The organism is Speluncibacter jeojiensis (assembly GCF_029589495.1).
Classification (GTDB): domain Bacteria; phylum Actinomycetota; class Actinomycetes; order Mycobacteriales; family Mycobacteriaceae; genus Speluncibacter; species Speluncibacter jeojiensis.
Genome location: NZ_JAAIVF010000004.1, coordinates 363,608 through 387,144, shown reverse-complemented (window position 1 = coordinate 387,144; position 23,537 = coordinate 363,608). Strand labels below are relative to the sequence as shown.

General features: G+C 69.8%; 21 protein-coding genes. 12 read left to right on the top strand and 9 right to left on the bottom strand.

What is annotated here, in order from left to right:
* Together gcvP and G4X40_RS15115 are read left to right on the top strand one after the other, a co-directional pair.
* On the top strand, positions 1-1,893 hold a 1,893-nt coding region (gcvP, locus tag G4X40_RS15120), incomplete at its 5' end, for an aminomethyl-transferring glycine dehydrogenase (RefSeq protein WP_277833589.1).
* 201 nt (positions 1,894-2,094) lie between these two features.
* On the top strand, positions 2,095-2,268 hold the full coding sequence (locus G4X40_RS15115; protein ID WP_277833587.1) for a hypothetical protein: 174 nt from the start codon (positions 2,095-2,097) through the stop codon (positions 2,266-2,268).
* 114 nt (positions 2,269-2,382) lie between these two features.
* Here the strand turns inward: G4X40_RS15115 and G4X40_RS15110 are convergent, their stop codons facing one another.
* Positions 2,383-4,566: a malate synthase G gene (locus tag G4X40_RS15110; RefSeq protein ID WP_277833586.1), complete on the bottom strand. Its 2,184-nt coding sequence runs from the start codon at positions 4,564-4,566 to the stop codon at positions 2,383-2,385.
* Between the two features lie 255 nt (positions 4,567-4,821).
* On the opposite strand from G4X40_RS15110, the gene dapF reads away from it, so the two are divergent.
* The 3 genes from dapF to G4X40_RS15095 all read left to right on the top strand — a co-directional run bounded on the left by dapF (position 4,822) and on the right by G4X40_RS15095 (position 8,438).
* A complete protein-coding gene (gene dapF, locus G4X40_RS15105) occupies positions 4,822-5,709 on the top strand; it encodes a diaminopimelate epimerase (RefSeq protein ID WP_277833641.1) in 888 nt (295 codons plus the stop codon).
* A gap of 75 nt (positions 5,710-5,784) precedes the next feature.
* On the top strand, positions 5,785-7,260 hold the full coding sequence (gene hflX, locus G4X40_RS15100) for a GTPase HflX (protein WP_277833585.1): 1,476 nt from the start codon (positions 5,785-5,787) through the stop codon (positions 7,258-7,260).
* A gap of 104 nt (positions 7,261-7,364) precedes the next feature.
* On the top strand, positions 7,365-8,438 hold the full coding sequence (locus tag G4X40_RS15095; protein ID WP_277833584.1) for an SdiA-regulated/phytase-like domain-containing protein: 1,074 nt from the start codon (positions 7,365-7,367) through the stop codon (positions 8,436-8,438).
* A 21-nt stretch (positions 8,439-8,459) separates the two neighbouring features.
* On the opposite strand, the gene lexA is transcribed toward G4X40_RS15095, so the two are convergent.
* The gene (gene lexA, locus G4X40_RS15090) at positions 8,460-9,161 is read right to left on the bottom strand and encodes a transcriptional repressor LexA (RefSeq protein ID WP_277833583.1); all 702 of its coding nucleotides are present in this window, start codon (positions 9,159-9,161) and stop codon (positions 8,460-8,462) included.
* Between the two features lie 288 nt (positions 9,162-9,449).
* Between lexA and G4X40_RS15085 the strand changes: the two genes are divergently transcribed.
* The gene (locus G4X40_RS15085; protein ID WP_277833582.1) at positions 9,450-9,959 is read left to right on the top strand and encodes a LysM peptidoglycan-binding domain-containing protein; all 510 of its coding nucleotides are present in this window, start codon (positions 9,450-9,452) and stop codon (positions 9,957-9,959) included.
* A 305-nt stretch (positions 9,960-10,264) separates the two neighbouring features.
* Positions 10,265-10,747, top strand: a complete 483-nt coding sequence (gene nrdR, locus G4X40_RS15080; protein ID WP_277833580.1) for a transcriptional regulator NrdR — start codon at positions 10,265-10,267, stop codon at positions 10,745-10,747.
* Positions 10,748-10,772: 25 nt separating this feature from the next.
* Here nrdR and hrpA read toward each other — a convergent pair whose 3' ends face one another.
* Positions 10,773-14,693: an ATP-dependent RNA helicase HrpA gene (gene hrpA / locus G4X40_RS15075; RefSeq protein ID WP_277833578.1), complete on the bottom strand. Its 3,921-nt coding sequence runs from the start codon at positions 14,691-14,693 to the stop codon at positions 10,773-10,775.
* Between the two features lie 72 nt (positions 14,694-14,765).
* On the opposite strand from hrpA, the gene G4X40_RS15070 reads away from it, so the two are divergent.
* Positions 14,766-15,995 (top strand): aminotransferase family protein, encoded by a 1,230-nt coding sequence (locus G4X40_RS15070; protein ID WP_277833577.1) that lies wholly within the window; start codon positions 14,766-14,768, stop codon positions 15,993-15,995.
* A gap of 4 nt (positions 15,996-15,999) precedes the next feature.
* Here G4X40_RS15070 and G4X40_RS15065 read toward each other — a convergent pair whose 3' ends face one another.
* Positions 16,000-16,248: a hypothetical protein gene (locus G4X40_RS15065; protein ID WP_277833575.1), complete on the bottom strand. Its 249-nt coding sequence runs from the start codon at positions 16,246-16,248 to the stop codon at positions 16,000-16,002.
* 17 nt (positions 16,249-16,265) lie between these two features.
* On the opposite strand from G4X40_RS15065, the gene G4X40_RS15060 reads away from it, so the two are divergent.
* Together G4X40_RS15060 and G4X40_RS15055 are read left to right on the top strand one after the other, a co-directional pair.
* Positions 16,266-16,949: a C40 family peptidase gene (locus tag G4X40_RS15060; protein ID WP_277833574.1), complete on the top strand. Its 684-nt coding sequence runs from the start codon at positions 16,266-16,268 to the stop codon at positions 16,947-16,949.
* A 350-nt stretch (positions 16,950-17,299) separates the two neighbouring features.
* Complete coding sequence (locus tag G4X40_RS15055) at positions 17,300-17,863, top strand: LysM peptidoglycan-binding domain-containing protein (RefSeq protein WP_277833573.1); 564 nt, start codon at positions 17,300-17,302, stop codon at positions 17,861-17,863.
* 96 nt (positions 17,864-17,959) lie between these two features.
* Here the strand turns inward: G4X40_RS15055 and G4X40_RS15050 are convergent, their stop codons facing one another.
* On the bottom strand, positions 17,960-18,550 hold the full coding sequence (locus G4X40_RS15050) for a dihydrofolate reductase family protein (RefSeq protein WP_277833571.1): 591 nt from the start codon (positions 18,548-18,550) through the stop codon (positions 17,960-17,962).
* A gap of 69 nt (positions 18,551-18,619) precedes the next feature.
* Here G4X40_RS15050 and G4X40_RS15045 point away from each other — a divergent pair, with 69 nt between their 5' ends.
* The gene (locus G4X40_RS15045; RefSeq protein ID WP_277833570.1) at positions 18,620-19,192 is read left to right on the top strand and encodes a TetR/AcrR family transcriptional regulator; all 573 of its coding nucleotides are present in this window, start codon (positions 18,620-18,622) and stop codon (positions 19,190-19,192) included.
* Positions 19,193-19,276: 84 nt separating this feature from the next.
* Here the strand turns inward: G4X40_RS15045 and G4X40_RS15040 are convergent, their stop codons facing one another.
* Together G4X40_RS15040 and G4X40_RS15035 are read right to left on the bottom strand one after the other, a co-directional pair.
* Complete coding sequence (locus G4X40_RS15040; RefSeq protein ID WP_277833569.1) at positions 19,277-19,810, bottom strand: carboxymuconolactone decarboxylase family protein; 534 nt, start codon at positions 19,808-19,810, stop codon at positions 19,277-19,279.
* Positions 19,810-20,397, bottom strand: a complete 588-nt coding sequence (locus G4X40_RS15035; protein ID WP_277833567.1) for a peroxiredoxin — start codon at positions 20,395-20,397, stop codon at positions 19,810-19,812. Before G4X40_RS15035 ends, G4X40_RS15040 begins: the two co-directional genes overlap by 1 nt.
* Before the next feature lie 147 nt (positions 20,398-20,544).
* On the opposite strand from G4X40_RS15035, the gene G4X40_RS15030 reads away from it, so the two are divergent.
* Positions 20,545-21,459, top strand: a complete 915-nt coding sequence (locus G4X40_RS15030) for a hydrogen peroxide-inducible genes activator (protein ID WP_277833566.1) — start codon at positions 20,545-20,547, stop codon at positions 21,457-21,459.
* Between the two features lie 9 nt (positions 21,460-21,468).
* Here the strand turns inward: G4X40_RS15030 and G4X40_RS15025 are convergent, their stop codons facing one another.
* Together G4X40_RS15025 and G4X40_RS15020 are read right to left on the bottom strand one after the other, a co-directional pair.
* The gene (locus G4X40_RS15025) at positions 21,469-22,692 is read right to left on the bottom strand and encodes an MFS transporter (RefSeq protein WP_277833565.1); all 1,224 of its coding nucleotides are present in this window, start codon (positions 22,690-22,692) and stop codon (positions 21,469-21,471) included.
* 91 nt (positions 22,693-22,783) lie between these two features.
* Positions 22,784-23,527, bottom strand: a complete 744-nt coding sequence (locus tag G4X40_RS15020) for a LysR substrate-binding domain-containing protein (RefSeq protein ID WP_277833564.1) — start codon at positions 23,525-23,527, stop codon at positions 22,784-22,786.
* Positions 23,528-23,537 lie beyond the last annotated feature (10 nt).

The following is a 23,537-nucleotide window of genomic DNA, read 5'->3' as shown; positions in this document are numbered from 1 at the left end:
GCGCTGCAGACCCGTGAACAGCACATCCGTCGTGAGAAGGCGACCTCCAACATCTGCACCGCGCAGGTGCTGCTGGCGGTCGTCGCCGCGATGTACGCGAGCTACCACGGCGCCGAGGGGCTCAAGGCGATCGCGCAGCGGGTGCACGGGCACGCCCGCGCGATCGCCGAGGGGCTCGAGGCCAAGGGCGTCGAGATCGTGCACCGGCGGTTCTTCGACACCGTGCTCGCGCGGGTGCCCGGCCGGGCGCGGTCGGTCGTCGACGGCGCGAAGGCGTGGAACATCAACCTGCGGCTGATCGACGCCGATCACGTCGGCATCGCCTGCGACGAGGCCACCACCGCGCAGCACGTCGGGACGGTGGTCGCCGCCTTCGGGCCGGGCCTGGGATCGACCGCGCCGCTCGAGGAGATCGCCGACCGCACCTCGCCGTACCTGCAGCACGAGGCGTTCACCAGGTACCGCACCGAGACCGCGATGCTGCGGTACCTGCGGGCATTGTCGGACAAGGACATCGCGCTCGACCGCAGCATGATCCCGCTCGGCTCGTGCACGATGAAGCTCAACGCGACCGCCGAGATGGAGCCGATCACCTGGCCCGAGTTCGGCGGGCTGCACCCGTTCGCGCCCGGCGAGGACGCGCCCGGCATGCTGTCGCTGATCCACGACCTCGAGGACTGGCTGGTCGCGATCACCGGCTACGACCGGGTGAGCCTGCAGCCGAATGCCGGTAGCCAGGGCGAGTACGCGGGCCTGCTCGCGATCCGCAACTACCACCTGTCCCGCGGCGACGAGCACCGCACGATCTGCCTGATCCCGTCCAGCGCGCACGGCACCAACGCCGCGTCCGCGGTGATGGTCGGCATGAAGGTGGTCGTCGTCGCGTGCCGTGAGAACGGCGACGTCGACGTCGACGACCTGCGCGCGAAGGTCGGCAAGCACGCCGGCGAGCTGGCGGCGATCATGATCACCTACCCGTCGACCCACGGCGTGTACGAGCACGAGATCCGCGAGATCTGTGCCGCGGTGCACGACGTCGGCGGTCAGGTGTACGTCGACGGTGCGAACCTGAATGCGCTTGTGGGCCTTGCCCGTCCGGGACGGTTCGGCGGCGATGTGAGCCACCTGAACCTGCACAAGACCTTCTGCATCCCGCACGGTGGGGGCGGTCCGGGTGTCGGCCCGATCGGCGTGCGCGAGCATCTGGCCGAGTTCCTGCCGGGGCACCCGTTCGTCCCGGAGCTCGGCAAGGGCGGGGCGGTCTCGGCCGCGCCGTACGGCAGTGCGTCGATCCTGCCGATCACGTGGGCGTACATCCGGATGATGGGCGGGGACGGATTGCGCCGCGCGACGCTGACCGCGATCGCGTCGGCGAACTACATCGCGCGCCGGCTCGACGAGCACTTCCCGGTGCTCTACACCGGCGAGAACGCGATGGTCGCGCACGAGTGCATCCTGGATCTGCGGCCGTTGACCAAGGAGACCGGGGTGACGGTCGACGACGTCGCGAAGCGGTTGGCCGACTACGGTTTCCACGCACCGACGATGAGCTTCCCGGTCGCCGGGACGCTGATGGTCGAGCCGACCGAGAGCGAGGACCTCGCGGAGATCGACGCCTTCTGCGAGGCGATGATCGCGATCCGCCGCGAGATCGACCGGGTCGGCGCGGGTGAATGGCCGGTGGACGACAACCCGCTGCGCGGGGCTCCGCACACCGCGGCCTGCCTGGTCGGAGAGTGGGAGCACCCGTACTCGCGGGAGATCGCCGCCTATCCGCTCGGCGTGGACGCGCCGCGGCCGAAGGTGTGGCCGGCGGTGCGCCGCATCGACGGCGCCTACGGCGACCGCAACCTGGTGTGCTCGTGCCCGCCGCTGGAGGCGTTCTCGGAGTAGATCCGCGTCGACCGCGCGCACGGGCGGTTGTGTGGACGTGAGCCCGGCGCCGATCGGTGCCGGGCCCACGTCGTGCAGGATGGTTTAGTCGGCCGAAGGACCGTTGTGTCCCGGCCGATGCCGGAGGACGATGAGGTGATCGTCTCGGTGGTGTAGGTCGCCTGCGACGTGCAGCCGGGACCATCCCGAAAGGCAAAGAAGATGCGTACGACCCTCGCACGAGCTCTCGCCGTCGGTGCCATCGTCGTCTCACTCGGTGCCGTCGCTGCCCCGGCAGCCTCAGCGCAACAGCAGCGTCCGCTGGGTAACGGCTCTCTGAACATCTGCTTCGTCGTGCCGCTCCCCGGCTCGGCGAACCTGCTCTGGTGCCTGTGATCTGACGATCGGCATCGCAACAGCGGTACACCCGAACACGCGAACGCCGCGCGAGCGCTGAGGGTCAGCGGTCGCGCGGCGTCCGGAGTCGCGGTCTGATCAGGCAGATACCGATCAGGCGCCCACGGCCTTGTACTCCCGGCGACGGCGGTGCAGGATCGGCTCGGTGTAGCCGTTGGGGTCCTGACCCTCGAGGATCAGTTCCTTGGCGGCCTGCCAGGCGATGTTGGTGTCGAAGTCCGGAGCCATCGGCCGGTAGTCGGCGTCGCCGGCGTTCTGGCGGTCGACGACCGGTGCCATCCGCTTGAGCGACTCGACGACGAAGTCGGCGCTGACCACGTCGTGCCGGATCCAGTTCGCCAGCAGCTGGCTCGAGATCCGCAGCGTGGCACGGTCTTCCATCAGGTCGACGTCGTTGATGTCGGGCACCTTCGAGCAGCCGACACCGTGGTCGATCCAGCGGACCACGTAGCCGAGGATCGACTGGCAGGAGTTGTCGACCTCGTTGCGCTTCTCCTCGTCGGTCCAGTCGGTTTTCGGCGCGAGCGGGATCTGCAGGATGTCGTCGACGGTGGCGCGCGGGCCACCGTCGACGATCTCCTGCTGCCGCTCGAACACGTCGACGCGGTGGTAGTGGGTGGCGTGCAGGGTCGCGCCGGTGGGCGAGGGCACCCAGGCGGTGTTGGCGCCGGCCTTGGGCTGGCCGATCTTCTGGTCGAGCATCTCGGCCATGAGCTCGGTCATCGCCCACATGCCCTTGCCGATCTGCGCCTTGCCGGGCAGCCCGGTCGCCAGGCCCTTGTCCACGTTCCAGTCCTCGTACGAGGTCATCCAGTGGGACTTCTTCATCTCGGCCTTGCGGATCATGGCGCCGGCCTCCATGGAGGTGTGGATCTCGTCGCCGGTGCGGTCCAGGAAGCCGGTGTTGATGAACACGACGCGCTCGGACGCGGCCTTGATGCAGGCCTTGAGGTTGACGGTGGTGCGCCGCTCCTCGTCCATGATGCCGACCTTGAGGGTGTTGGCCGTCAGGCCGAGGACCTGCTCGACCCGGCCGAACAGCTCGGTCGTGAAGGCGACCTCCTCGGGACCGTGCTGCTTGGGCTTGACGATGTAGATCGAGCCGGTGCGCGAGTTGCCGAGCTCGTTGTCGGCCTTGAGGCCGGGGATGGCGCACAGGCCGGTGATCAGCGCGTCGAGGATGCCCTCGGGCAGCTCGTTGCCGTCGGCGTCGAGCACGGCGGGGTTGGTCATCAGGTGGCCGACGTTGCGCACGAACAGCAGCGACCGTCCGTGCAGGCGCAGCTCGGAGCCGTCCGGCGCGGTGAAGACCCGGTCGGCGTTGAGCTTGCGGGTGAAGGTCTTGCCGCCCTTGGCGACCTCTTCGGTCAGCGTGCCGGCGTTCAGGCCCAGCCAGTTGCGGTAGCCGATGACCTTGTCGTCCGCGTCGACCGCGGCGACCGAGTCCTCGAAGTCCATGATCGTGGTGATCGCGGACTCGAGCACCACGTCCTTGACGCCGGCGGTGTCGGTCGAGCCGATGGGGGAGTCGGCGTCGATCTGGATGTCGGCGTGCAGGCCGTTGTTGCGCACAAGCACGTTGGTCGGCGCGGCCTTGTCGCCGAGGTAGCCGACGAACTTCTCGGCGTCCTTCAGTCCGGTGGTCGTGCCGTCGGTCAGCTCGACCTTCAGCGCCGCACCGTCGACGAAGTAGCGCTTGGCGTCGGCGTGGCTGCCGTTCGCCAGCGGCGCCGCCGTGTCGAGGAACTCACGCGCCCAGGCGATGACCTTGTCGCCGCGGACCTTGTTGTAGCCAGGCTTGCCGCCGGGCGCCTTCTCCGCGCCGTTCTCCTCGGAGATCGCATTGGTGCCGTAGAGCGCATCGTAGAGCGAGCCCCAGCGCGCGTTCGCGGCGTTGAGCGCGAAGCGGGCGTTGAGCACCGGCACCACCAGCTGCGGGCCGGCGGTCGCGGTGATCTCGGTGTCGACGTTCGCGGTGGTGGCCTCGAAGTCGGCGGGCTCGGGGACCAGGTAGCCGATCTCGGTCAGGAACTGCTTGTACGCGGGCAGATCCACGGTGCCGGGGTTGGCGCCGTGGTACGCGTCGAGCTTGCTCTGCAGATCGGCGCGCTTGGCCAGCAGCGCCCGGTTCTTCGGAGCCAGGTCGGCGAAGACCTGGTCGGCGCCCGCCCAGAAGGCGTCGGCCTCGATGCCGGTGCCGGACAGGGCCTCGTTGTTGACGAAGTCGTAGAGGACCTCGGCGACCTGCAGGCCGCCGACGGAAATTCGCTCGGTCATGTGTGCCTCACTGTCGGGTGCGAAGGATACGGGCCCATCGCAGAACGGACTCACGGGTGGATCGTCACCGCGGTGGCATCAGCATCGTGAAGTTTCACGATGTGAAATCCATGCGCTGTCTGGTGAAATTCTACGCGGGGCGGGTTGGGGCGGACAAACAATGTCGGGGTCAGGGTGGTGAGCATCTCCCTCCGGTGACCGGGAGCGGGTGGCCGCGCCCCTACAGTGGTGTGCATGAACCTCGGCGGTAACGGGATCGCATTCCTCAAGGGTCACGGTACGGAGAACGACTTCGTCGTGTTGCCGGACCGCGAGGTCGACCTGGACCTGTCCACGGCGCGGGTGACCGCGCTGTGCGACCGTCGCCGCGGCATCGGCGCGGACGGCGTCCTGCGGGTGGCCAGGACCGGTGCGCTGGTCGAGCGCGGAGTGCTGCCCGGAGAGGTGCTCGACGAGGTGGCCGCCGACGACTGGTTCATGGACTACCGCAACGCCGACGGCTCGATCGCCGAGATGTGCGGCAACGGCGTGCGCGTGTTCGCACACTTCCTGCACGCCTCCGGCTGGGAGGAGCGCGCCGAGTTCGTCGTCGGCAGCCGCGCCGGAGCCAGGCCGGTCCGGGTGCACGGGGGAGTCGATGCGGGGGGCGCCGCGACGGTCGGCGACGTGACGGTGTCGATGGGCCGGGTGCGTGAACTGGGGACGTCGTCGGCGTCCGTGGGCGGGGCGACGCGCACGGGACTCGGCATCGACGTGGGCAACCCGCACCTCGCCTGCGTCGACCCTGCGCTGGACGCGGCGGCGCTGGCGGCCCTCGACCTCACGGTCGCGCCGGTGTTCGACCACGACATGTTCCCGTCCGGGGTGAACGTCGAGGTGCTCACGCCGCTCGCCGACGGCAGCGTCGACATGCGGGTGTTCGAGCGGGGCGTCGGCGAGACCCGCTCCTGCGGCACCGGGACGGTCGCGGCGGCGGCCGCGGCTCTGCGGACCGCGGGGGAGTCGGCGGGATCGGTGCAGGTCCGGGTGCCCGGCGGTGCGGTGTCCGTGACGATCGGGCCCGACGGTGCGACGCTGCGCGGCCCGTCGGTGCTGCTCGCCCGCGGCGAGCTCGACGCGCGCTGGTGGGACTCGCTCGGCTGATCCGGCCGTGTCCGGCTACGCCCACAGGTAAACGGAGTGCGCACGGGAGCGTCAGCGTGGGACCATGGGTTCTGTATGACGAACTCAGAACAGACTCCCGCCTCGCCGTCCGCATTCGAATCGCGACACGACCGTGACCCGTCGGTCGGCGAGCTGCAACTCGAAGATCGCAGCTCGCTCAAGCGCGTCGCCGGGCTGTCCACCGAACTGACCGACGTCACCGAGGTCGAGTATCGGCAACTGCGACTCGAACGCGTGGTGCTGGTAGGCGTGTGGACCTCGGGCACGGCTGCGCAGGCGGAGGCAAGCCTCGCCGAGCTGGCCGCACTGGCCGAGACTGCCGGCTCGGAGGTGCTCGAGGGGCTGATCCAGCGCCGCGACAAGCCGGACGCGTCGACGTACATCGGCTCCGGCAAGGCCGAGGAACTGCGCGAAGTGGTCCAGGCCACCGGTGCTGACACCGTGATCTGCGACGGCGAACTGACCCCGGCGCAGCTGACCGCGCTGGAGAAGGTCGTCAAGGTCAAGGTCGTCGACCGCACAGCGCTGATCCTCGACATCTTCGCCCAGCACGCCACCTCACGCGAGGGCAAGGCGCAGGTCTCCCTGGCGCAGATGGAATACATGCTCCCGCGGCTGCGCGGCTGGGGCGAGTCGATGTCGCGGCAGGCCGGCGGGCGAGCCGGCAGCAACGGCGGCGTCGGTCTGCGCGGTCCCGGCGAGACCAAGATCGAGACCGATCGCCGTCGTATCCGTGAGCGCATGGCGAAGCTGCGCCGCGAGATCAAGGGCATGAAGCAGGCCCGCGACACCAAGCGCACCCGCCGGCACCGCACCGAGATCCCCGCGGTCGCGATCGTCGGCTACACCAACGCGGGAAAGTCGAGTCTGCTCAACGCGCTCACCGGGTCCGGCGTGCTGGTGCAGAACGCGTTGTTCGCGACCCTGGACCCGACCACCCGGCGCGCCGAGTTGCCGGACGGGCGCGAGTTCGTGCTCACCGACACGGTCGGTTTCGTCCGTCACCTGCCCACCCAGCTGGTCGAGGCGTTCCGCTCGACGCTCGAGGAGGTCACCGAGGCGGACCTGCTGCTGCACGTCGTCGATGGGTCAGATCCGCTGCCGCTGGACCAGATCAAGGCGGTGCGCGAGGTCGTCACCGAGGTGCTGCGCGAGAACGCCGGCGGTACCGCACATGTGCACGGCTCCCCGAACTCTGCTCCGGCGGAATTGTTGGTGGTCAACAAGATCGATGCCGCCGACCCGGTCATGCTGACGCAGTTGCGTGGTGCTCTGCCCGGTGCGGTGTTCGTGTCGGCGCGCACCGGCGAGGGGCTCGCCGAGCTCCAGTCGGTGCTGGCGGAGCGGTTGCCGCGGCCCGATGTCGAGGTCAGCGTGCTGCTGCCGTATACGCGCGGTGATCTGGCGGCGCGGATCCACAGCGACGGGCAGGTGCTCGAGTCCGCGCACGAGCCGCACGGGACGCTCATCCGGGCGCGGGTGCCGCGCGCCCTGGCGCCGGCGCTGGCAGAGTACGCCCACCGCAGTTGATGCGTCGCGGGGTCGCGGCGGCGGTCGCCGTGCTGGGGGCCGCGGTGGGGGCGGCGGCGCCCGCCGGACATGCCGATCCGGCGTCGGCCGTGGATCCTGTGCCGGTGTCCGATAAGCGGTTCGAGGTCCTGTGTACCCCGGACCTGCGGGGCGCCGACCCCGGTGACCGACCCGGATTGATCGAGTTGTCGGGGTTGACATGGCGGGACGGAACGCTGTTCGCCGTCGGCGACAGTGGCTCGGACGATCGTGTGCTCGCACTCGACGGTGAATGTCGTGTGCGGCGAGGGCTCCCTGTCACGGCTGCGCACGTCGACGTGGAGGATCTCGCGAGCGGTCAGGACGGCACGCTGTGGCTGGCCGACACGGGGGACAACGGTCGCCGCCGCGCATCAGTGGCCTTGCTGGGCATGGGCCCGGATGATCGGTCCCGCATGCTGATCCGGCGTCTCGCCTATCCGGACGGCCCGCACGACGCGGAGGCGTTGCTCGTCGGTCGCGACGGACGTCCGGTAGTCGTCACCAAGGAGTTGCTCGGCGACAGCGGTGTCTATGTGCCCGCGGACGGTGCCGCATCGAACGCGCCTGCGCCGAGTGCTGATACCGGTCATGGCGTCGCCGACACGAGGGCGCCGCGGCAACTCGTGCGCGTGGCGACTGTCCGCCTGGGGCCGACGGACACCCCGGGCGGGCCGCTGCCACTGGCGAACTCGGTACTGGTCACCGGCGGCGCGGTGAGTCGCGACGGCACCGTGTGCGCGCTGCGGACCTACACGGACGTCTACCTCTATTCGGCGCCGGACGGAGACCTGGTGCGGGCGCTGGACCGGCCGGTGCTGCGTGTGCCGCTGCCCGATCAGCCCCAGGGCGAGGCGATGACCTTCAACGACGCGGGCGACCTGATCGCCGGATCGGAGGCCGACTACGCAGTCGGGTCAGAGGCTGGCGACGGGCCTTTGCCGGCATTGCCGTCGCTGGTGGTGCTGCGCGGCGCCGTCGGTTTGGTCGGCGCCGCGCGACCGACCGGCGCTCGTGTGGGCCGGTCGCCGACTGAACACTCGCGACCGGATGAGGGCGCCGTTGGTGGGGCGATTGCGGTGGCGGTCGGCGGTGCCGCGCTGGCGGTGGCGGTGGCGGTGGCGGTCGGCGTCGCCGCTTGCGTTCGCCGTCGACGCTGAGTCGATCGTCCGCAGAAGTGCTCAGACCTTGCGCATCACGGTGACGACCTTGCCGAGAATGGTTGCGTCGTTGCCGGGGATCGGTTCGAACAGGGGGTTGTGCGGCAGCAACCAGACTTTGCCCTTGGTCTGTTTGAAGGTCTTGACGGTGGCCTCGCCGTCGATCATCGCGGCGACGATGTCGCCGTTCTCGGCGACATTCTGCTGGCGCACCACGACCCAGTCCCCGTCGCAGATCGCGGCATCGATCATCGACTCGCCGACCACCTTGAGCAGGAACAGCGACCCGGTGCCGACCAGCTCACGCGGGAGCGGGAAGACGTCCTCGACCGCCTGTTCCGCGAGAATCGGTCCGCCCGCGGCGATTCGGCCGAGCACCGGGACGAATGCCGGGGACGGGGCGTCACCGTTCGGTCCCGCCGCAGATTCGGACGCCTCGGGGAAGAGCCCCGAGTCGCGGACGTCGACCGCCCTGGGCCGGTTGGGATCTCGACGCAGGAATCCCTTGCGTTCGAGGGTGCGCAATTGGTGGGCGACGGAAGAGGTCGAGGTGAGCCCGACCGCGTCGCCGATCTCGCGGATGCTCGGCGGGTAGCCACGCTCGTCGACCGATTTGGCGATGACCTCCAAAACCCGTCGCTGCCGATCGGTCAGTGACTCGATCGGGGCCCGCTCGGCAACCCCCTCGCCGGAGCCTGTTCCGCTCGACTTCGCGCCTGCCATGGTGGGGCCTCCTGAGTTGTCGCTGTGACTGCCCTCGGCCGGGTGGCCGTGGACGATGGCCCCGGGATGGGACGCGTGTGGTTCAACTGTCGTCCAATGTAGCCACGAAACCGCTTCGTCTCAAACATCTGTTCGAGATTTATTTGGCGTGTCGCAGACATTGTCGTATCGGTCTGGTAGACATCGAACATGCGTTCCCTCGAACGCGTGATCGAGACCCGGTTTCGGTCTCCGGTGGGCGCCGGTCCGGCGACCCCGAAGGCCGATCGACGAAGGCGGAGAACAGCGATGGACGCGTACACAGTGTTCCCGAACCGCATGGGCGAACCGGTGTTCCGGGCCGGCAATGGCGTCGATGGGCACGGGGGTTCGGTCGGTGGTGGATGCCGGCCGGCCGCGGACCGGCGGCGGGTGGCGTCGGACGGGTGCAGGCCCGGTGGCATGCCGATGTGCTATCCGTCGGCGGGCGTGCGGTTCTCCCGGGAGCGGCACCGACCGGTCGCGGACTCGGGCGGGGTCGGCGTCGTGCTGCTCACCGCGCTGATCACCGTGGCAACGGTGCTGGCGTTGGTCGGTCTCGCACATGTGCGCGCCGGCGACACGGGCTCGAACCTGCCGACGTCGGTGGGTGTCGTTCAGGTGCGCTCCGGTGAGGGGCTGGGTGAGCTCGCGCATCGGGTGGCGCCCGGAGCGGGTACCGGGGTGATGGTCGAGCGGATCAAGGAGCTCAACGGCCTCGCCGATTCGACTGTGCGGCAGGGTCAGCAGTTGCTCGTGCCGATGGCGCAGGTGAGGTGACGTCATCCGTGCGCAGCCGCGACCGGGTGACCTGCTGCGTCGTCCGGGTGGTCGGAGGAAAAGGGGGATTGCATGAGGCGGAGTCGGGCCGTCGCGGGGCCCTGGTTGCACCGGGAGGTCTCGGCGCATAACGTCGACAAGCCACAGGTGAAGTCGTCGACGCCACCGTCCGGCGTGGATCCGGCGACGATCGGATCGGCGCCGCCGAGGTCGGCGGCGACGAGCAATCCGGTCGGGACTCACTCGGTGTGCGACCACACTCCGGTCGGCACCCAGGCGGCACCGCCCGGAGCGAAGGAGTCCAGATGCACTGTCCGTTCTGCCGATACCCCGACTCGCGGGTGGTCGATTCGCGGGAGGCAGACGAGGGGCAGGCCATTCGCCGCCGTCGCTCGTGTCCGGAATGCGGGCGCAGGTTCACCACTGTCGAGACCGCTGTCCTGTCGGTCGTCAAGCGCAGTGGGGTCACCGAGCCGTTCAGCCGCGAGAAGATCGTGCGCGGGGTCCGCAGTGCGTGCCGCGGCCGCAAGGTCGACGACGACGCACTCAACCTGCTCGCGCAGAAGGTCGAGGAGACGGTGCGCGCCTCCGGATCGGCGGAGATCCCGAGCCAGGAAGTCGGCCTGGCGATCCTCGGGCCGTTGCGGGATCTGGACGAGGTCGCGTACCTCCGCTTCGCCTCGGTCTACCGGTCCTTCAGCTCCGCGGAGGACTTCGAGAAGGAGATCGGCGACCTCAGGGCCTACCGCAAGGAGGCCCAGGAGGCGGAGGCCGAGGCGGACTCGTGATCCGATCCGCGGGGTCGGACCGGCGTCATCTCTCGAGGTCGGCAACCGCTTTGCGCACGCGCTTTTCCGAGACCGGATAGGCCGTGCCCAGGCGCTGGGCGAACAGGCTGACGCGAAGTTCCTCGATCATCCAATGGATCTCGAGGACCTCCGGTCGCCGCTGCCGGGCGGGCGCCAGCCGGTCGAGGATCCGCTGGTAGTCGCCGTAGACGCGTTCGAGGGCGTCCATGCCCTGACGGTCGCGGTCGGCGGATCCGGGCAGTGCCCGCAACCGTGCGGCCGCCGCGGCGAGATACCGGGGCACCTGCTCGAGCCGGGCGCTGCCGAACTCCAGGATGAAGCCGCGGTGCACCAGATCGTCGAGTTGTTCGCGCACATCGTCGGCCGCGGCACCGGAGTGGTCCTGGAGCACGACCTCGAGATCGTGTGCGGCGCCGAGGATCGGACTGACCAGCCTCAGGATGCGGGACGTGCGGTGCGGGAGTTGGCGGCGCACGTTCTGGGCGAGCGTGTCGAAGGCTGCCGGATCGCGCACGGGCCCACCGGATTCGGCCATCAACTCGTCGACCGCGCATTCACGGCATTCCTCGACCAGGCCGCTCAGCCCGCCGTACCGGTACTGACCGAGCGTCAGCCGATCCGCGTTGCCGAGCTGGGACAGCACGGTTTTCGCGGCGACCGGGCACGTCTCCATGAGCAGGCGCCGGGTGCCGGAGCGCATCGCGGCCTGCTGAGCCTCGGCCGTGGGGAACACCTTGACCGCGACGCCGCCGTCTGCGGGCGAGAGCGCCGGGAACCCCCGCACAGTCTGCCCCCCGAGTTTCTGCGAGACCTCGGCGGGGATCGTGCCGAGGGTCTGGGTGGTCCACGACGTCGACGCAGGACGTTCGGCGGCACTGTTGGCCGCGGACGCCACCGCGCCTGCCTTGCTGCTCAGCTCCCGCTTGAGTGCGTCGAGGTCCTTGGCGCGGCCGAGTTCGGTGCCGCCGGCGTCCACCGCGACGAAGGTCATCCGCAGATGTGCGGGCAGCTCGCCGGGACGGAAGTCGTGCGGGCTGATCGGCGTCGACCCGAGTCGGGTCAGTTCCCGTGCGAGCGCGTTCACCAGCGGCTCGCGGCGTGGGGTGACGGCGGACAGGGCGGCGGTCGCGTAGTCGGGCGCCGGAACCACGTTGCGGCGCAGCTGCTTCGGCAGGCCCTTGATCAGCGCGGTGACCAGGTCGTGTCGCATGCCCGGGACCAGCCAGTCGAATCCGACCGGCTGGACCTGCGGGAGCAGGGCGATCGGGATCCGCGCCGTGACGCCGTCGTCGTCCTTCCCCGGCTCGAACTGGTAGGTCAGCGGGAACTGCAACTGTCCCTGGCGCCAGGCGTCCGGATAGTCGGCGCCGGAAACGGCGCCGGCGTCCTGGTTGACGACCGTGGCGGTGTCGAAGTGCAACAGCTGCGGTTCGCTGCGGCGGCGCTTCTTCCACCAGTTGTCGAAATGCCGGGCCGAGGTCACCTCGGCGGGGATCCGTTCGTCGTAGAACGCGAACAGGCTGTCGTCGTCGACGACGATGTCGCGCCGGCGCGCGCGGTGTTCGAGTTCCTCGACGTCGTCGAGCAGTGCGCGGTTGTGGTGGAAGAACCCGTGGTGGGTCTGCCACTCGCCCTGCACGAGGGCGTGCCGCAAGAACAGGTCCCGCGACACCTCGGGATCGATCGAGCTGAAGGTGACCGGCCGCTTGGCGACCAGCGGCACGCCGTAGAGGGTGACCTTCTCGTAGGCCATCGCCGAGCCGCGCCGGCTGGACCAGTGCGGCTCGGAGTAGCTGCGCTTGACCAGGTGCGGCGCGAGCGCTTCGGCCCACTCCGGTTCGATCCGCGCCGCGATCCGGCCCCACAGCCGGCTTGTCTCGACGAGCTCGGCCGCCATCACCCAGCGCGGCGGTTTCTTGAACAGGGCCGACCCGGGGAAGACCGCGAACCGCGCGCCCCGGGCGCCGAGGAAGTCGCGCTTGTCGCCTTCCCGCAGGCCGATGTGCGAGAGCAGTCCGGCGAGCAGGGCCTGGTGGACGGTGGCCTCGGCCGCTGCGTCCTGGTTGCGCGACCAGCCGAGATCTTTGGTGATCTGGTGAAGTTGGCCGTGCAGGTCCTGCCATTCGCGGATGCGCAGCCAGTGCAGGAACTCGTCGCGACACATCCTGCGGAACTGGCCCGACGACAACTCGCGGCGTTGGGTCCTGAGGTATTCCCACAGCTTCAGATAGGTGAGGAAGTCGGAGTTCTCCACCGCGAACCGGGCGTGCTTGGCGTCCGCGGCCTGTTGGTGTTCGGCCGGCCGTTCGCGCACATCCTGGATCGACAGGGCCGAGACGATGACCAGCATCTCGCGCAGACATCCGTTGCGATGACCCTCGAGCAGCATGCGGGCCATCCGCGGGTCGACCGGCAGGGCGGCGAGCGAGCGGCCGATCGCGGTGAGCGTGGGCCCCTTTTCGGACTCCGCGCCGTCGATGGCGCCGAGTTCGGTGAGCACCGCCAGGCCGTCCCGGATGCTGCGCGGGTCCGGCGGTTGCACGAACGGGAACGCCGCGACGTCACCGAGTCCGAGCGAGGCCATCTGCAGGATCACCGCCGCGAGGTTGGTGCGCAGGATCTCGGGCTCGGTGAACTCCGGCCGGGACTCGAAGTCGTCCTCCGAGTACAGCCGGATGCAGATGCCCTCGGCGACACGGCCGCAGCGTCCGGACCGCTGACGCGCCGAGGCCTGCGAGATCGGCTCGATCGGCAGGCGCTGGACCTTGGTGCGCACCGAGTATCGGGAGATCCGCGCGGTGCCCGGGTCGATCACGTAACGGATGCCCGGCACCGTCAGCGAGGTCTCGGCGACATTGGTGGACAACACGACTCGTCGTCCGGCATGCGGGGTGAACACCCGGTGCTGTTCGGCCGCGGACAACCGCGCATACAGCGGGAGGATCTCGGTACTGCGCAGCTTGCGGTCGCGCAGGGCGTCGGCGGTGTCACGGATCTCGCGTTCGCCGGACAGGAACACCAGGACGTCGCCGTCACCCTCGCGGCCCAGTTCGGCGACCGCGTCGCAGATCGCCTCGACCGGATCGCGGTCCACCAGCTGGTCGCCGACCTGCTCGGTCAGCGGCCGATAGCGGACCTCCACCGGGTAGGTGCGGCCGGAGACCTCCACGATCGGGGCCGGCACCCCGTCGACGGCGAAGTGCTCGGCGAACCGCTGCGGGTCGATGGTCGCCGAGGTGATGATCACCTTCAGGTCGGGCCGCCGGGGCAACAGCTGCTTGAGATAACCGAGGATGAAGTCGATGTTGAGGCTGCGCTCGTGGGCCTCGTCGATGATCAGCGTGTCGTACTGGCGGAGCATCCGGTCGCGCTGGATCTCGGCGAGCAGGATGCCGTCGGTCATCAGCTTGACCAGCGTCCGGTCGGAGGCGTGATCGGTGAAGCGCACCGTGTAACCGACTGTTTCCCCGAGCGGCCGGTCGAGCTCCTCGGCGATGCGCTCGGCGACGGTGCGCGCGGCGATGCGCCGGGGCTGGGTGTGCCCGATGGTCCCGCGCACGCCGCGGCCGAGCTCGAGGCAGATCTTGGGGATCTGGGTGGTCTTGCCGGATCCGGTCTCGCCGGCGACGACGACCACCTGGTGTTGCTCGATCGCGGCGGCGATGTCGTCGCGGCGGGCGCTGACCGGCAGCGACTCGGGATAGCGGATCGGCGGGACCGATGCGCGTCGCATCTCGACCCGCGACTGCGCGCGGGTGATCTGCTCGGCGATCTTGTCGTGGTCGGGGCCGGAACGTGCGCGGTCGAGTCGGCGTCGCAGCCGGTGCTCGTCGAGCAGGGTCAGCTCGGACAACCGGGACCGCAGTTCGCCGCGGCTGGGGCGGTCGGGCTGCGCGGCGGGGGTGGGGTCGGTGGTGGTCGACATGCTGGTCACAGCCTAACGGCCCGGTTCCCGTGGCATAGTCGCGGTAGACGATCGAGAGGTGGAGGAGCGACGATGGGTTCGGCGTTGTGGCACGGGTTCGCGGACATGGGTGCGGTCGAGCGGGACGGGGCGTTTGTCGTCACCCGCGGTGAGGGCGTCCACATCTGGGACTCGGCCGGCAATCGGTACCTGGATGCGACCGCCGGGTTGTGGTTCACCAACGTCGGGCACGGCCGCACCGAGATCGCCCGGGCCGTCGCCGACCAACTCGGCAAGATCGCGCACTTCTCGAACTTCGGCGACTTCGCGTCCGACGTGACGATCGCGTTGGCCGAGCGGCTGTCGGAGATCGCGCCGGTCCCCGGCAGCAAGATCTTCTTCACCTCCGGCGGATCCGACTCGGTCGACACCGCCGCCAAACTCGCCCGCCGCTACTGGCACGAGCAGGGCAAGCCCGGCAAGACCATGGTCGTCGGGCGGGAGCGGGCCTATCACGGCATGCACGTGGCCGGCACCGCGCTGGCCGGGATCCCGGCCAACCGCGAGGGCTACGGCGAACTGATGCCCGATGCGGCGACGGTCGAATGGGACGAGGCCAAGAGCCTGCTCGAGCTGATCGAGCGCCTCGGCGCGGACCGGATCGCCGCGTTCTTCTGCGAACCCATCATCGGCGCCGGCGGTATCTATCTGCCGCCCAAGGGCTACCTGTCCGAGGTGCGGGAGATCTGCCGCGACCACGACATCCTCTTCGTCGCCGACGAGGTCGTCACCGGGTTCGGCCGGATCGGCGGCAACTCGTGGTTCGCGTCGAGCAGATTCGACCTGCAGCCCGACATGATGACCACCGCCAAGGGGTTGACCTCCGGCTATGTGCCGATGGGTGCGGTGTTCGTGGCGCCCGCCGTGGCCGAACGGTTCTATGCCGGCGGCATCTTCTTCCGGCACGGCTACACCTACGGCGGGCACGCGGGCGCCGCGGCGGCAGCGATGGCGAACCTCGACATCGTCGAGCGGGAGAATCTCCTGGGCGAGGCGGCTCGACTCGAATCCAGCCTGCACCGGCACCTCGCGCCGCTCGCCGAGCATCCGCGGGTGGCCGAGGTGCGCAGCGGGCTCGGCGCGGTCGCGGCCGTGCAACTCGCCGACCCGTCCGAGGCCGCCGGCTTCCTCAAGACGCTGCGCGAGCACGGGGTGTCGGGCCGCGCCGCCGGTCAGGGGGCGATGCAGTTCTCACCGGCCTTCGTGATGAGCGACGATCAGGTCGCCGAGCTGGCCCAGCGGGTGGCGGCAGCTCTCGGCTGATCGGTCAGCGCGAGCGGCGCAGCAGGCGGCGGATCCGCCGGCGCACCATATGTTCGGGGTCCGGCGCCGGCAACGAGAGGGTGCCGGCGGAGCTCGCCTGGGCGAGCCTCACGTGCAGACGCTCGCGAACCTCGTCGGGCGTGTACGCCCGGCGCTTGCGTTCGGCCCGCACCGCCAGTGCCCCTGTGGCGACGACCCCGGCAACTCCGGCCAACCCGACCCACTTGCCGACCTTCCCGGCATCGATACGCATCGCCCTAGGCTAGGTGGATGAGTCGGCGCATGCACGAATCCCGGGTGAGCCTGCAGGCAGCGGCCGAGGCGACACGGACCGGCGACATCTGGATCTTCCGGGGCACGTCCGGCGCGGACCGGGCGATCCAGGCGCTGACCAACAGCCCCGTCAACCACGTCGGGATGTCGGTCGTGCTCGAGGACCTGCCGCCGCTGATGTGGCACGCCGAACTGGGGCACTCGCTGCCGGACATGTGGACCGGCAAGCACCAGCGCGGCGTGCAACTGCACGACCTGCGCGACGCGGTACGGGTGTGGGGGACCCGATACGGGCAGCGGGCCTGGCTGCGGCAACTGGCCGATCCGGTCGCCCGGGAGCAGGAGGACGCGCTGTTGCGCACCATCGCACGACTCGACGGCACTCCCTTCCCGTCGACCGCGTCATTGCTCGCGCGCTGGTTCGGCGGCCGGGTGCCGCGGTCACCCCGCAACGCCCGCAATGTCGCGGGGGCGGAGACCGCCTACTGCGCGGAGGTCGTTGCGGCCACCTACGAGTCGATGGGGCTGCTCGGCGGCGGGCGCAAGACGAACTGGTACGACCCCGGCCGGTTCTGGAGCGGTGACCGACTCCCGTTGGCGTCCGGCGTCGCACTCGGGGACGAGATCGAGGTCGTCCTGAGCCCGGACGATCTGGTCTCCGGGGCCGCTCCAGAGGCCTGAAGCGGTGGCTCACGCCACAGAATCGGCGTGTCGATAGTCACATAACGGACATGTAACGCACGGTGTGTCGACTTGCAGAATCGCCGCGGTGCGCTGCGGAAACGGCGTCGGCTTCCGCTCGGAGCGGCACATTCGTACCGGAAACGGCGGCTGTGATCATTTCGTGACCATCGCCTACGGTCGTGTCAGCCCGAAACAGCCGGGCACCGCCGACGCGCTACCGCCAGGTCCTGTTCCGTGCGTCGGACGCAACCGATTCCCCGGAACAGGAGTGCGACGAACCCCCGCTCGCCACGCGCCTCGAGCGCGCGAGCGCGCCGTGCCGGCGGCAAGGAGAGGATTTCATCCGTATGACCCGCTTCACCCCCAAGCGCGCCCTCGGTGCCGTCGCCGCGACCGCCGCCCTCGCCGCCATCCCGATGGTGCTGACCACCGGCACGGCCAATGCGGCCGAGCACAACTGGGACGGCGTCGCCAACTGCGAGAGCAGCGGCAACTGGTCGACCAACACCGGCAACGGTTTCTACGGCGGCCTGCAGTTCACCCAGAGCACCTGGAACGCCTACGGCGGCAGCGGCAACGCCGCCAACGCCAGCAAGGCCGAGCAGATCCGCGTCGCCGAGAACGTCCTCAACGGCCAGGGCGTCGGCGCGTGGCCGGTGTGCGGCCAGTACCTGACCTCGGGCGTCACCTCCGATGTGGCGGAGCCTGCCCCGCAGACGCCGATCCAGCAGGTCGCCTCGCAGGTCGCCGAGTCGGCGCCGGTGCAGGCGGTCGGCGGTTCGACCTACGTCGTCCAGCTGGGCGACACCCTCTCGCAGATCGCCGCCGCGCACGGCGTCTCGCTGGCGAACCTGGCCTCCCAGGTGCAGAACGCCGATCTGATCTTCCCGGGTCAGGCCCTGTCGCTCTGATCTGTGCGAGCTTGATCCGACCGGCCGCGGTTCCGCGGCCGGTCGGACGACCCGCGACCCCGCCGGTGACGTCTCCCCGGCGGGGTCGCGGCATGTTCAGCTCTGCGGCGTCCGTTCGAACCAGGTGACCCGAGCGCCGTTGTCGAAGGATTCCGACCGGGCCGGGGAGAACGCGGTCGGCCGGAACGCTCCGGCGAAGGCCGGCAGGCCGGTGCCGGCGACGACCGGATACTGCTTGACAATCAACTCGTCGATCTCCGGCAGGAGTGCGGCCGCGAGCTTCCCGCCGCCCGCCAGCCAGATGTCCAGCCCGTCTTCGGCTTTGAGGCCGCGCACCGCGGCGATCGGATCGTCGCTGACGACCTCGACGGCGGGATCGAGCGCAGCTCCGTCGCTGCCGAGTATCGACGAGACGACCAGTTGGCGCAGGTGGGCGTAGGGGCTGGTGACGTCGACGGCGAGCGCCGGCTCGTAGGTGCGCCGGCCCATGATCACGGTGTCGAACGCGTGGTTGGGGGTGTCCGCGAGGCCCGCCTGGGCGCGGAGGTGGGTCGGCACCGTCTCCGGGTAGCGCGTGTTGATCCAGGCCGCCATGGCGTCGGAAAGCGGGTAGAAGTCGACCTCATCGGCGGGTCCGGCGATGTATCCGTCGAGCGAGACGCCCACGTAGTACACGAGCTTGCGCATTGACCACTCCGTTCGTAGTACTCTGCCTGTGGTGGTGTGAACCGTAGTACTACATCTGGAGTGGTGTCAATGCGGAGGAACGAGGGACGGCGAGTGGCGCTGGTCGACGCCGCCATCGAGGTGCTGGCGCGAGAAGGGGCCCGCGGGTTGACCTTCCGTGCGGTGGACGCGCAGGCGGACGTGCCGACCGGTACCGCGTCGAACTACTTCGCCAATCGCGATGCGGTGCTGATCGGGGCCGGTATGCGTGTCTATGAGCGGCTCAAGCCCGACGACGAGGTGCTCGACGCGGCCGTCGCCGGGCCGCGCGACCGCGCGCACCTGACGGACCTCATGCGCGATACGGTCCGGCGCGTCGCCGAGTTCCGGACCGGCCATCTCGCGCTGCTCGAGCTTCGTCTGGAGGCGACCCGCAGGCCTGAATTGCAGACCGTGCTCACCGAGCGGGTGCGGCAGGATCTCGACTTCAACATCGCCAACCATCTCTCGGGCAGGACGGGGGACGATGCGACGACCGTGGTGCTGCTCTATATGACGCTCAACTGGCTGATCCTCGACCGGCTCACGCTGCCGGAGCTGTTCTCGGACACCGAACTCGACGGCCTCGTCATCGCCGCAGTCGAGCGGATCGCGCCCCGCTGAGCGAGCGGCGGACGTGACCGCACGACAAACGACAGCGGCTCCGACACGTGAGTGTCGGAGCCGCTGTCGTTGTGCGAGAAGAGATCAGGCGGTGACGAGAACTTCGTTCGCGATGATCGCCTGGGCGACGCCCTGCAGGGTCGCGGCGACCTTGACGGCCTCCCAGACCTGTTCCTTGGTCAGCCCCTCCTTGCGGACGACCGCGTCGTGGGCCGCGGTGCAGTCGTGGCAGCCGTTGACAGTGGAGACCGCGAGGCTCCAGAGCTCGAAGTCGGCCTTCTCGACGCCGGGATTGCCGATGATGTTCATCCGCAGCCCCATGCGCACCTGGGTGTACTCGTCGCCGAGGAAGCTCTTGGCCCGGTAGGCGACGTTGTTCATGCCCATGATCGACGCGGCGCCGAGCGCGGCGTCATAGGCCTCCGCGGACAGCGTGTCGGCGGCCTCCTCGGCGACCTCGCGCAGCACCGTCGCCGACCGGGTGGCGGCAGCGCAGGCGAGGAACGTGCCCCACAGCTGCTGCTCGCTGAGCTCGGTCGAGCGGGCCAGTGAGCTCAGGTTGAGCTTGAGGTCCTTGGCGTACTCGGGCAGAGCGGCCTTGAGGTTGTCGATCGACATCAGACGGCCTCGGTCATGAGCTCGCCGGCGTCGATGGTCGGGTCGCCCTTCTTCCAGTTGCAGGCGCACAGCTCGTCGGACTGCAGCGCGTCGAGCACCCGCAGCACCTCGTCGACGTTGCGGCCGACCGACCCCGCAGTGACGGAGACGAACTGGATCTCGTTGTTCGGGTCGACGATGAAGGTGGCGCGGTCCGCGACGCCGTCGGCGTTGAGCACGCCGGTCGCGGCGACCAGCTCACGCTTGAGGTCCGAGAGCATCGGGAACGGCAGGGTCTTGAGGTCCTCGTGCTGCGCACGCCACTGGAAGTGGACGAACTCGTTGTCGACCGAGGCGCCGAGCACCTGGGCGTCACGGTCGGCGAACTCCTCGTTCAGCTTGCCGAACGCCGCGATCTCGGTCGGGCAGACGAAGGTGAAGTCCTTGGGCCAGAAGAAGACCACGCGCCACTTGCCGGCGTAGTCGTCGCTGGAGACCTGGGTGAAGTAGTCGTCGGGCTGCTGCGCGTTGACCTTCGACAGGTCCCCGCCGATGACGGCGGTGAGGTTGTAGGCCGGGAACTGGTCGCCGATGGTGAGCAAGGGCATGGTGTCTCCTCTGATTGTCAACGGGGCGATTCGAGTCGCGAAAGGGGCTCGCACGGGGTGGGCGCGGCTGTCGGCAACTCGCTGTCACCAATTGTGCCCGAATTTCACCAAAAGGTAAAGCCTGTTGCTTCCGGTAGACTTATAGGCATGTCGGATCAAATCTATCAGCCCACGTTGGCCCAGTTGCGCGCCTTTGTGGCGGTCGCGGAGCACCGGCACTTCGGCACTGCGGCAGCGCATTTGGGGGTGAGCCAGCCGACACTGTCGCAGGGGCTCGCCGCGCTCGAGGCGGGCCTCGGTGTCCGACTGGTCGAACGCAGCACGCGGCGTGTGATGGTCACCAGCGAGGGCGCGCAGTTGCTGCCGCAGGCGATGCGCACGCTCGAGGCCGCCGAGGGATTCGTGGCGGCCGCCGCGGGTGTGGGGGAGCACCTGGCCGGCCCGGTGCGCATCGGCCTGATCCCGACGGTCGCCCCCTATGTGTTGCCGGCCGCACTGCCCGCGCTGCGGGACAGGTTCCCGGCGATGCGCCCGCGGATCATCGAGGACCAGACCGCGCGGCTGCTCGAGTCGCTGCGGACCGGTGCGGTCGACGTGGCGGTGCTGGCGCTGCCGTCGGAGGCGCCGGGTGTGGTCGAGATCCCGCTGTACCACGAGGATTTCGTTCTCGTCGTGCCCGAGGGCGATCCACTGGCGGGACGGGTCGACGTGCCCGCGTCGGCGCTCTCCGGGCTGCCGCTGCTGCTGCTCGACGAGGGGCACTGCCTGCGCGACCAGACCCTCGACCTGTGCCGATCGGTGGACGCGACGCCGGTGATGGGCGACACCCGCGCGGCGTCGCTCGCGACCGTGGTCCAGTGCGTGGCAGGCGGATTGGGCGCGACGCTGGTGCCCGAGTCGGCGATAGAGGTCGAGACCGCGCACGGGGCGCTGGCGACCGCGCGGTTCGCCGAACCGGTTCCCGGCCGCACCATCGGGCTGGTCCACCGCGGCTCGAGCGGCCGCGGCGACGAGTACCGCGAACTCGCCGAGGTACTGGCCAAGGCCGGGCCACAGAATTAGGGACAACGCTCAGTTGCCGGCGGTCGTGACCTGTTCCGTCCGGGCCGTGGCAGACGGATGGAACGCGCGCGCGAGCACGATCAGCGCCGCCGCGAACACCAGCGGAATGGCGAATCCGACCCGCAGGTTCGACAGTGCCGCCACGCCGCCGACGATCCCGCCGCCGATGATGGTGCCCGCGTAGTTGAACAGGTTCAGGCGCGCGATGACGCCGTCGGTCTGGTCCGGCGGCGCCAACCGGCCGGCGGCGCTGAAGCACAGCGGCGCGACCACCGGTGCGCCGAGGCCGACGACGAGGAAGCCGGCGATCGCCATGGCGGGGTTCTGCGCGAGCACCACGATCAGCAGCCCGACTGTGCCGATCGCCGCGCCGATGCGCACGACCGCGATCTCGCCGTGGCGCCGCACCCAGTAGTCGCCGGTCAGCCGCGAGACGAGCCCCGCGCCCTGATAGGCGGCCAGGGCGAGCGCGGCCGTCCCGGCGGAGGCCAGCAGCAGTTCCTTCAAGTACAGCGCCGACCAGTTGCCGACGCTGAAGTCGATCGCATAGAACAGCGCCATCGCCACGCCGAGCGCGACGAACGGGCGCCACGGGATGGTCAGCGGTGCGGCGGCCTGCCGCTGTTGTGCCGCGGCCTCCCCGGCGGCCTGGGTGAGCAGGCGCGGACCGGCCGCCGCGGCGACCACGGCGACCGCGACCGCCGCCGCGACGATGGAGGCGGTCAGGCCGATGTGGATCGTCGAGCACAGCGACACCCACAGTGCGCCGACGATGGATCCGACGCTCCACACGGCGTGGAAGGACGACAGGATCGAGCGTCCGTAGCGATGTTGGATACTCACGGCCTGCATGTTGGTTGTCGCGTCGACCATGCCGAGTCCGGCGCCGTAGACGATCATGCCCGCGAAGAACACGACGGTCGTCGGGGCGACGCCGATCAGGATTCCGGTGGCGGCGACGACCAGCAGCCCCGCGATCAGTGTGGCCTTGCTCGAGGTGCGGGCCGCGACGAACTCGGCCAGCACGCTGCCGGCGCCGGCGAGCAGTGAGACCAGCACGACCGCGACCACGATCGTGGAGTCGCCGAAACCGAAGCGGTCCTTGAACTGGGGGAGCTGCGTGAGCACCGCCGCCAGGAAGAACCCTTGGGCGGCGAACGCGACCGCGGTGGCCACGCGGGCCGCGCGCGGCAGCGGCAGCGCCGCCGACTCGGGGGAGGTGATGTTGCTCATGGTCGTGGTGTGCCTTCGCCGCCGGGACATTCTGGGTGAGACCCGGGACACAGTAGACCCGAATATGGACGTGTGTCCATGTGCGTCTGGGTCAGCGGCGTTTGCGCCGGCCGCGCGCGGGCGGGGCGGTGCGCTTGGCGGGTTTGCCGGACTTGCCGGATGCACCGCCGCGTTGTGGTGCGGGCTTCTTGGCGGGTTTGCGGGCCGGCTCCGCGGGCGCGGTGGTGCGCCCGCGTGAGCTGTTGACGGTGCGCCCGCGCACGATCCCGATGAACTCCTCGACGACGTCGGTGGTGGCGTCCTCGAGCCAGGCAAGGCCGATGTTCGACTCCGGTGCGCCCCGCAGGGGTCGGTAGGTGAGGTCGCGGCGGTGGTGCAGTCGGGCGAGCGACTGAGGCACGATCACGACACCCACACCGGCCGCGACCAGTTCGACGGCGTCGGCGGTGGTCGCGGGCCGCTCCTTTGCGGGGGTGCCGGGCAGCACGTTCCATTCGAGCAGGTCGTCGAGCGGGTGCAGCACCAACTCGTCGGCCAGATCGTCGAGGCCGACCTCGTCCACCGCGGCGAACACATGGTCCTTGGGGACGACGACCACCGGGGTCTCGGCGTACAGCGGGATGACGCTCAGTCCGGTGCGGTCGACCGGCAACCGCAGCAGTCCCGCGTCGGCGTCGCCGGCACGCAGCACGGTGTCGGAACCGGGCGCTGCGGTCGGGACCAGTTCGAGTCGGACGTCGGTGACGCGTTCGCCCCAGATGCGTACCCACTTGGCGGGGGTGACGCCGGGCACGTAGGCGAGCCGAAAGGTGCGCGGCCCGGTTGGCTCGGTCATGGCATCAGGC

Excerpts from the sequence above, each read along its gene's own strand:
- G4X40_RS15115 (WP_277833587.1), top strand. The coding sequence starts at position 2,095 with ATGCGTACGACCCTCGCACGAGCTCTCGCCGTCGGTGCCATCGTCGTC.
- G4X40_RS15110 (WP_277833586.1), bottom strand. The coding sequence starts at position 4,566 with ATGACCGAGCGAATTTCCGTCGGCGGCCTGCAGGTCGCCGAGGTCCTC.
- hflX (WP_277833585.1), top strand. The coding sequence starts at position 5,785 with ATGACGAACTCAGAACAGACTCCCGCCTCGCCGTCCGCATTCGAATCG.
- lexA (WP_277833583.1), bottom strand. The coding sequence starts at position 9,161 with ATGGCAGGCGCGAAGTCGAGCGGAACAGGCTCCGGCGAGGGGGTTGCC.
- G4X40_RS15085 (WP_277833582.1), top strand. The coding sequence starts at position 9,450 with ATGGACGCGTACACAGTGTTCCCGAACCGCATGGGCGAACCGGTGTTC.
- nrdR (WP_277833580.1), top strand. The coding sequence starts at position 10,265 with ATGCACTGTCCGTTCTGCCGATACCCCGACTCGCGGGTGGTCGATTCG.
- hrpA (WP_277833578.1), bottom strand. The coding sequence starts at position 14,693 with ATGTCGACCACCACCGACCCCACCCCCGCCGCGCAGCCCGACCGCCCC.
- G4X40_RS15070 (WP_277833577.1), top strand. The coding sequence starts at position 14,766 with ATGGGTTCGGCGTTGTGGCACGGGTTCGCGGACATGGGTGCGGTCGAG.
- G4X40_RS15065 (WP_277833575.1), bottom strand. The coding sequence starts at position 16,248 with ATGCGTATCGATGCCGGGAAGGTCGGCAAGTGGGTCGGGTTGGCCGGA.
- G4X40_RS15060 (WP_277833574.1), top strand. The coding sequence starts at position 16,266 with ATGAGTCGGCGCATGCACGAATCCCGGGTGAGCCTGCAGGCAGCGGCC.
- G4X40_RS15055 (WP_277833573.1), top strand. The coding sequence starts at position 17,300 with ATGACCCGCTTCACCCCCAAGCGCGCCCTCGGTGCCGTCGCCGCGACC.
- G4X40_RS15050 (WP_277833571.1), bottom strand. The coding sequence starts at position 18,550 with ATGCGCAAGCTCGTGTACTACGTGGGCGTCTCGCTCGACGGATACATC.
- G4X40_RS15045 (WP_277833570.1), top strand. The coding sequence starts at position 18,620 with ATGCGGAGGAACGAGGGACGGCGAGTGGCGCTGGTCGACGCCGCCATC.
- G4X40_RS15040 (WP_277833569.1), bottom strand. The coding sequence starts at position 19,810 with ATGTCGATCGACAACCTCAAGGCCGCTCTGCCCGAGTACGCCAAGGAC.
- G4X40_RS15035 (WP_277833567.1), bottom strand. The coding sequence starts at position 20,397 with ATGCCCTTGCTCACCATCGGCGACCAGTTCCCGGCCTACAACCTCACC.
- G4X40_RS15030 (WP_277833566.1), top strand. The coding sequence starts at position 20,545 with ATGTCGGATCAAATCTATCAGCCCACGTTGGCCCAGTTGCGCGCCTTT.
- G4X40_RS15025 (WP_277833565.1), bottom strand. The coding sequence starts at position 22,692 with ATGAGCAACATCACCTCCCCCGAGTCGGCGGCGCTGCCGCTGCCGCGC.
- G4X40_RS15020 (WP_277833564.1), bottom strand. The coding sequence starts at position 23,527 with ATGACCGAGCCAACCGGGCCGCGCACCTTTCGGCTCGCCTACGTGCCC.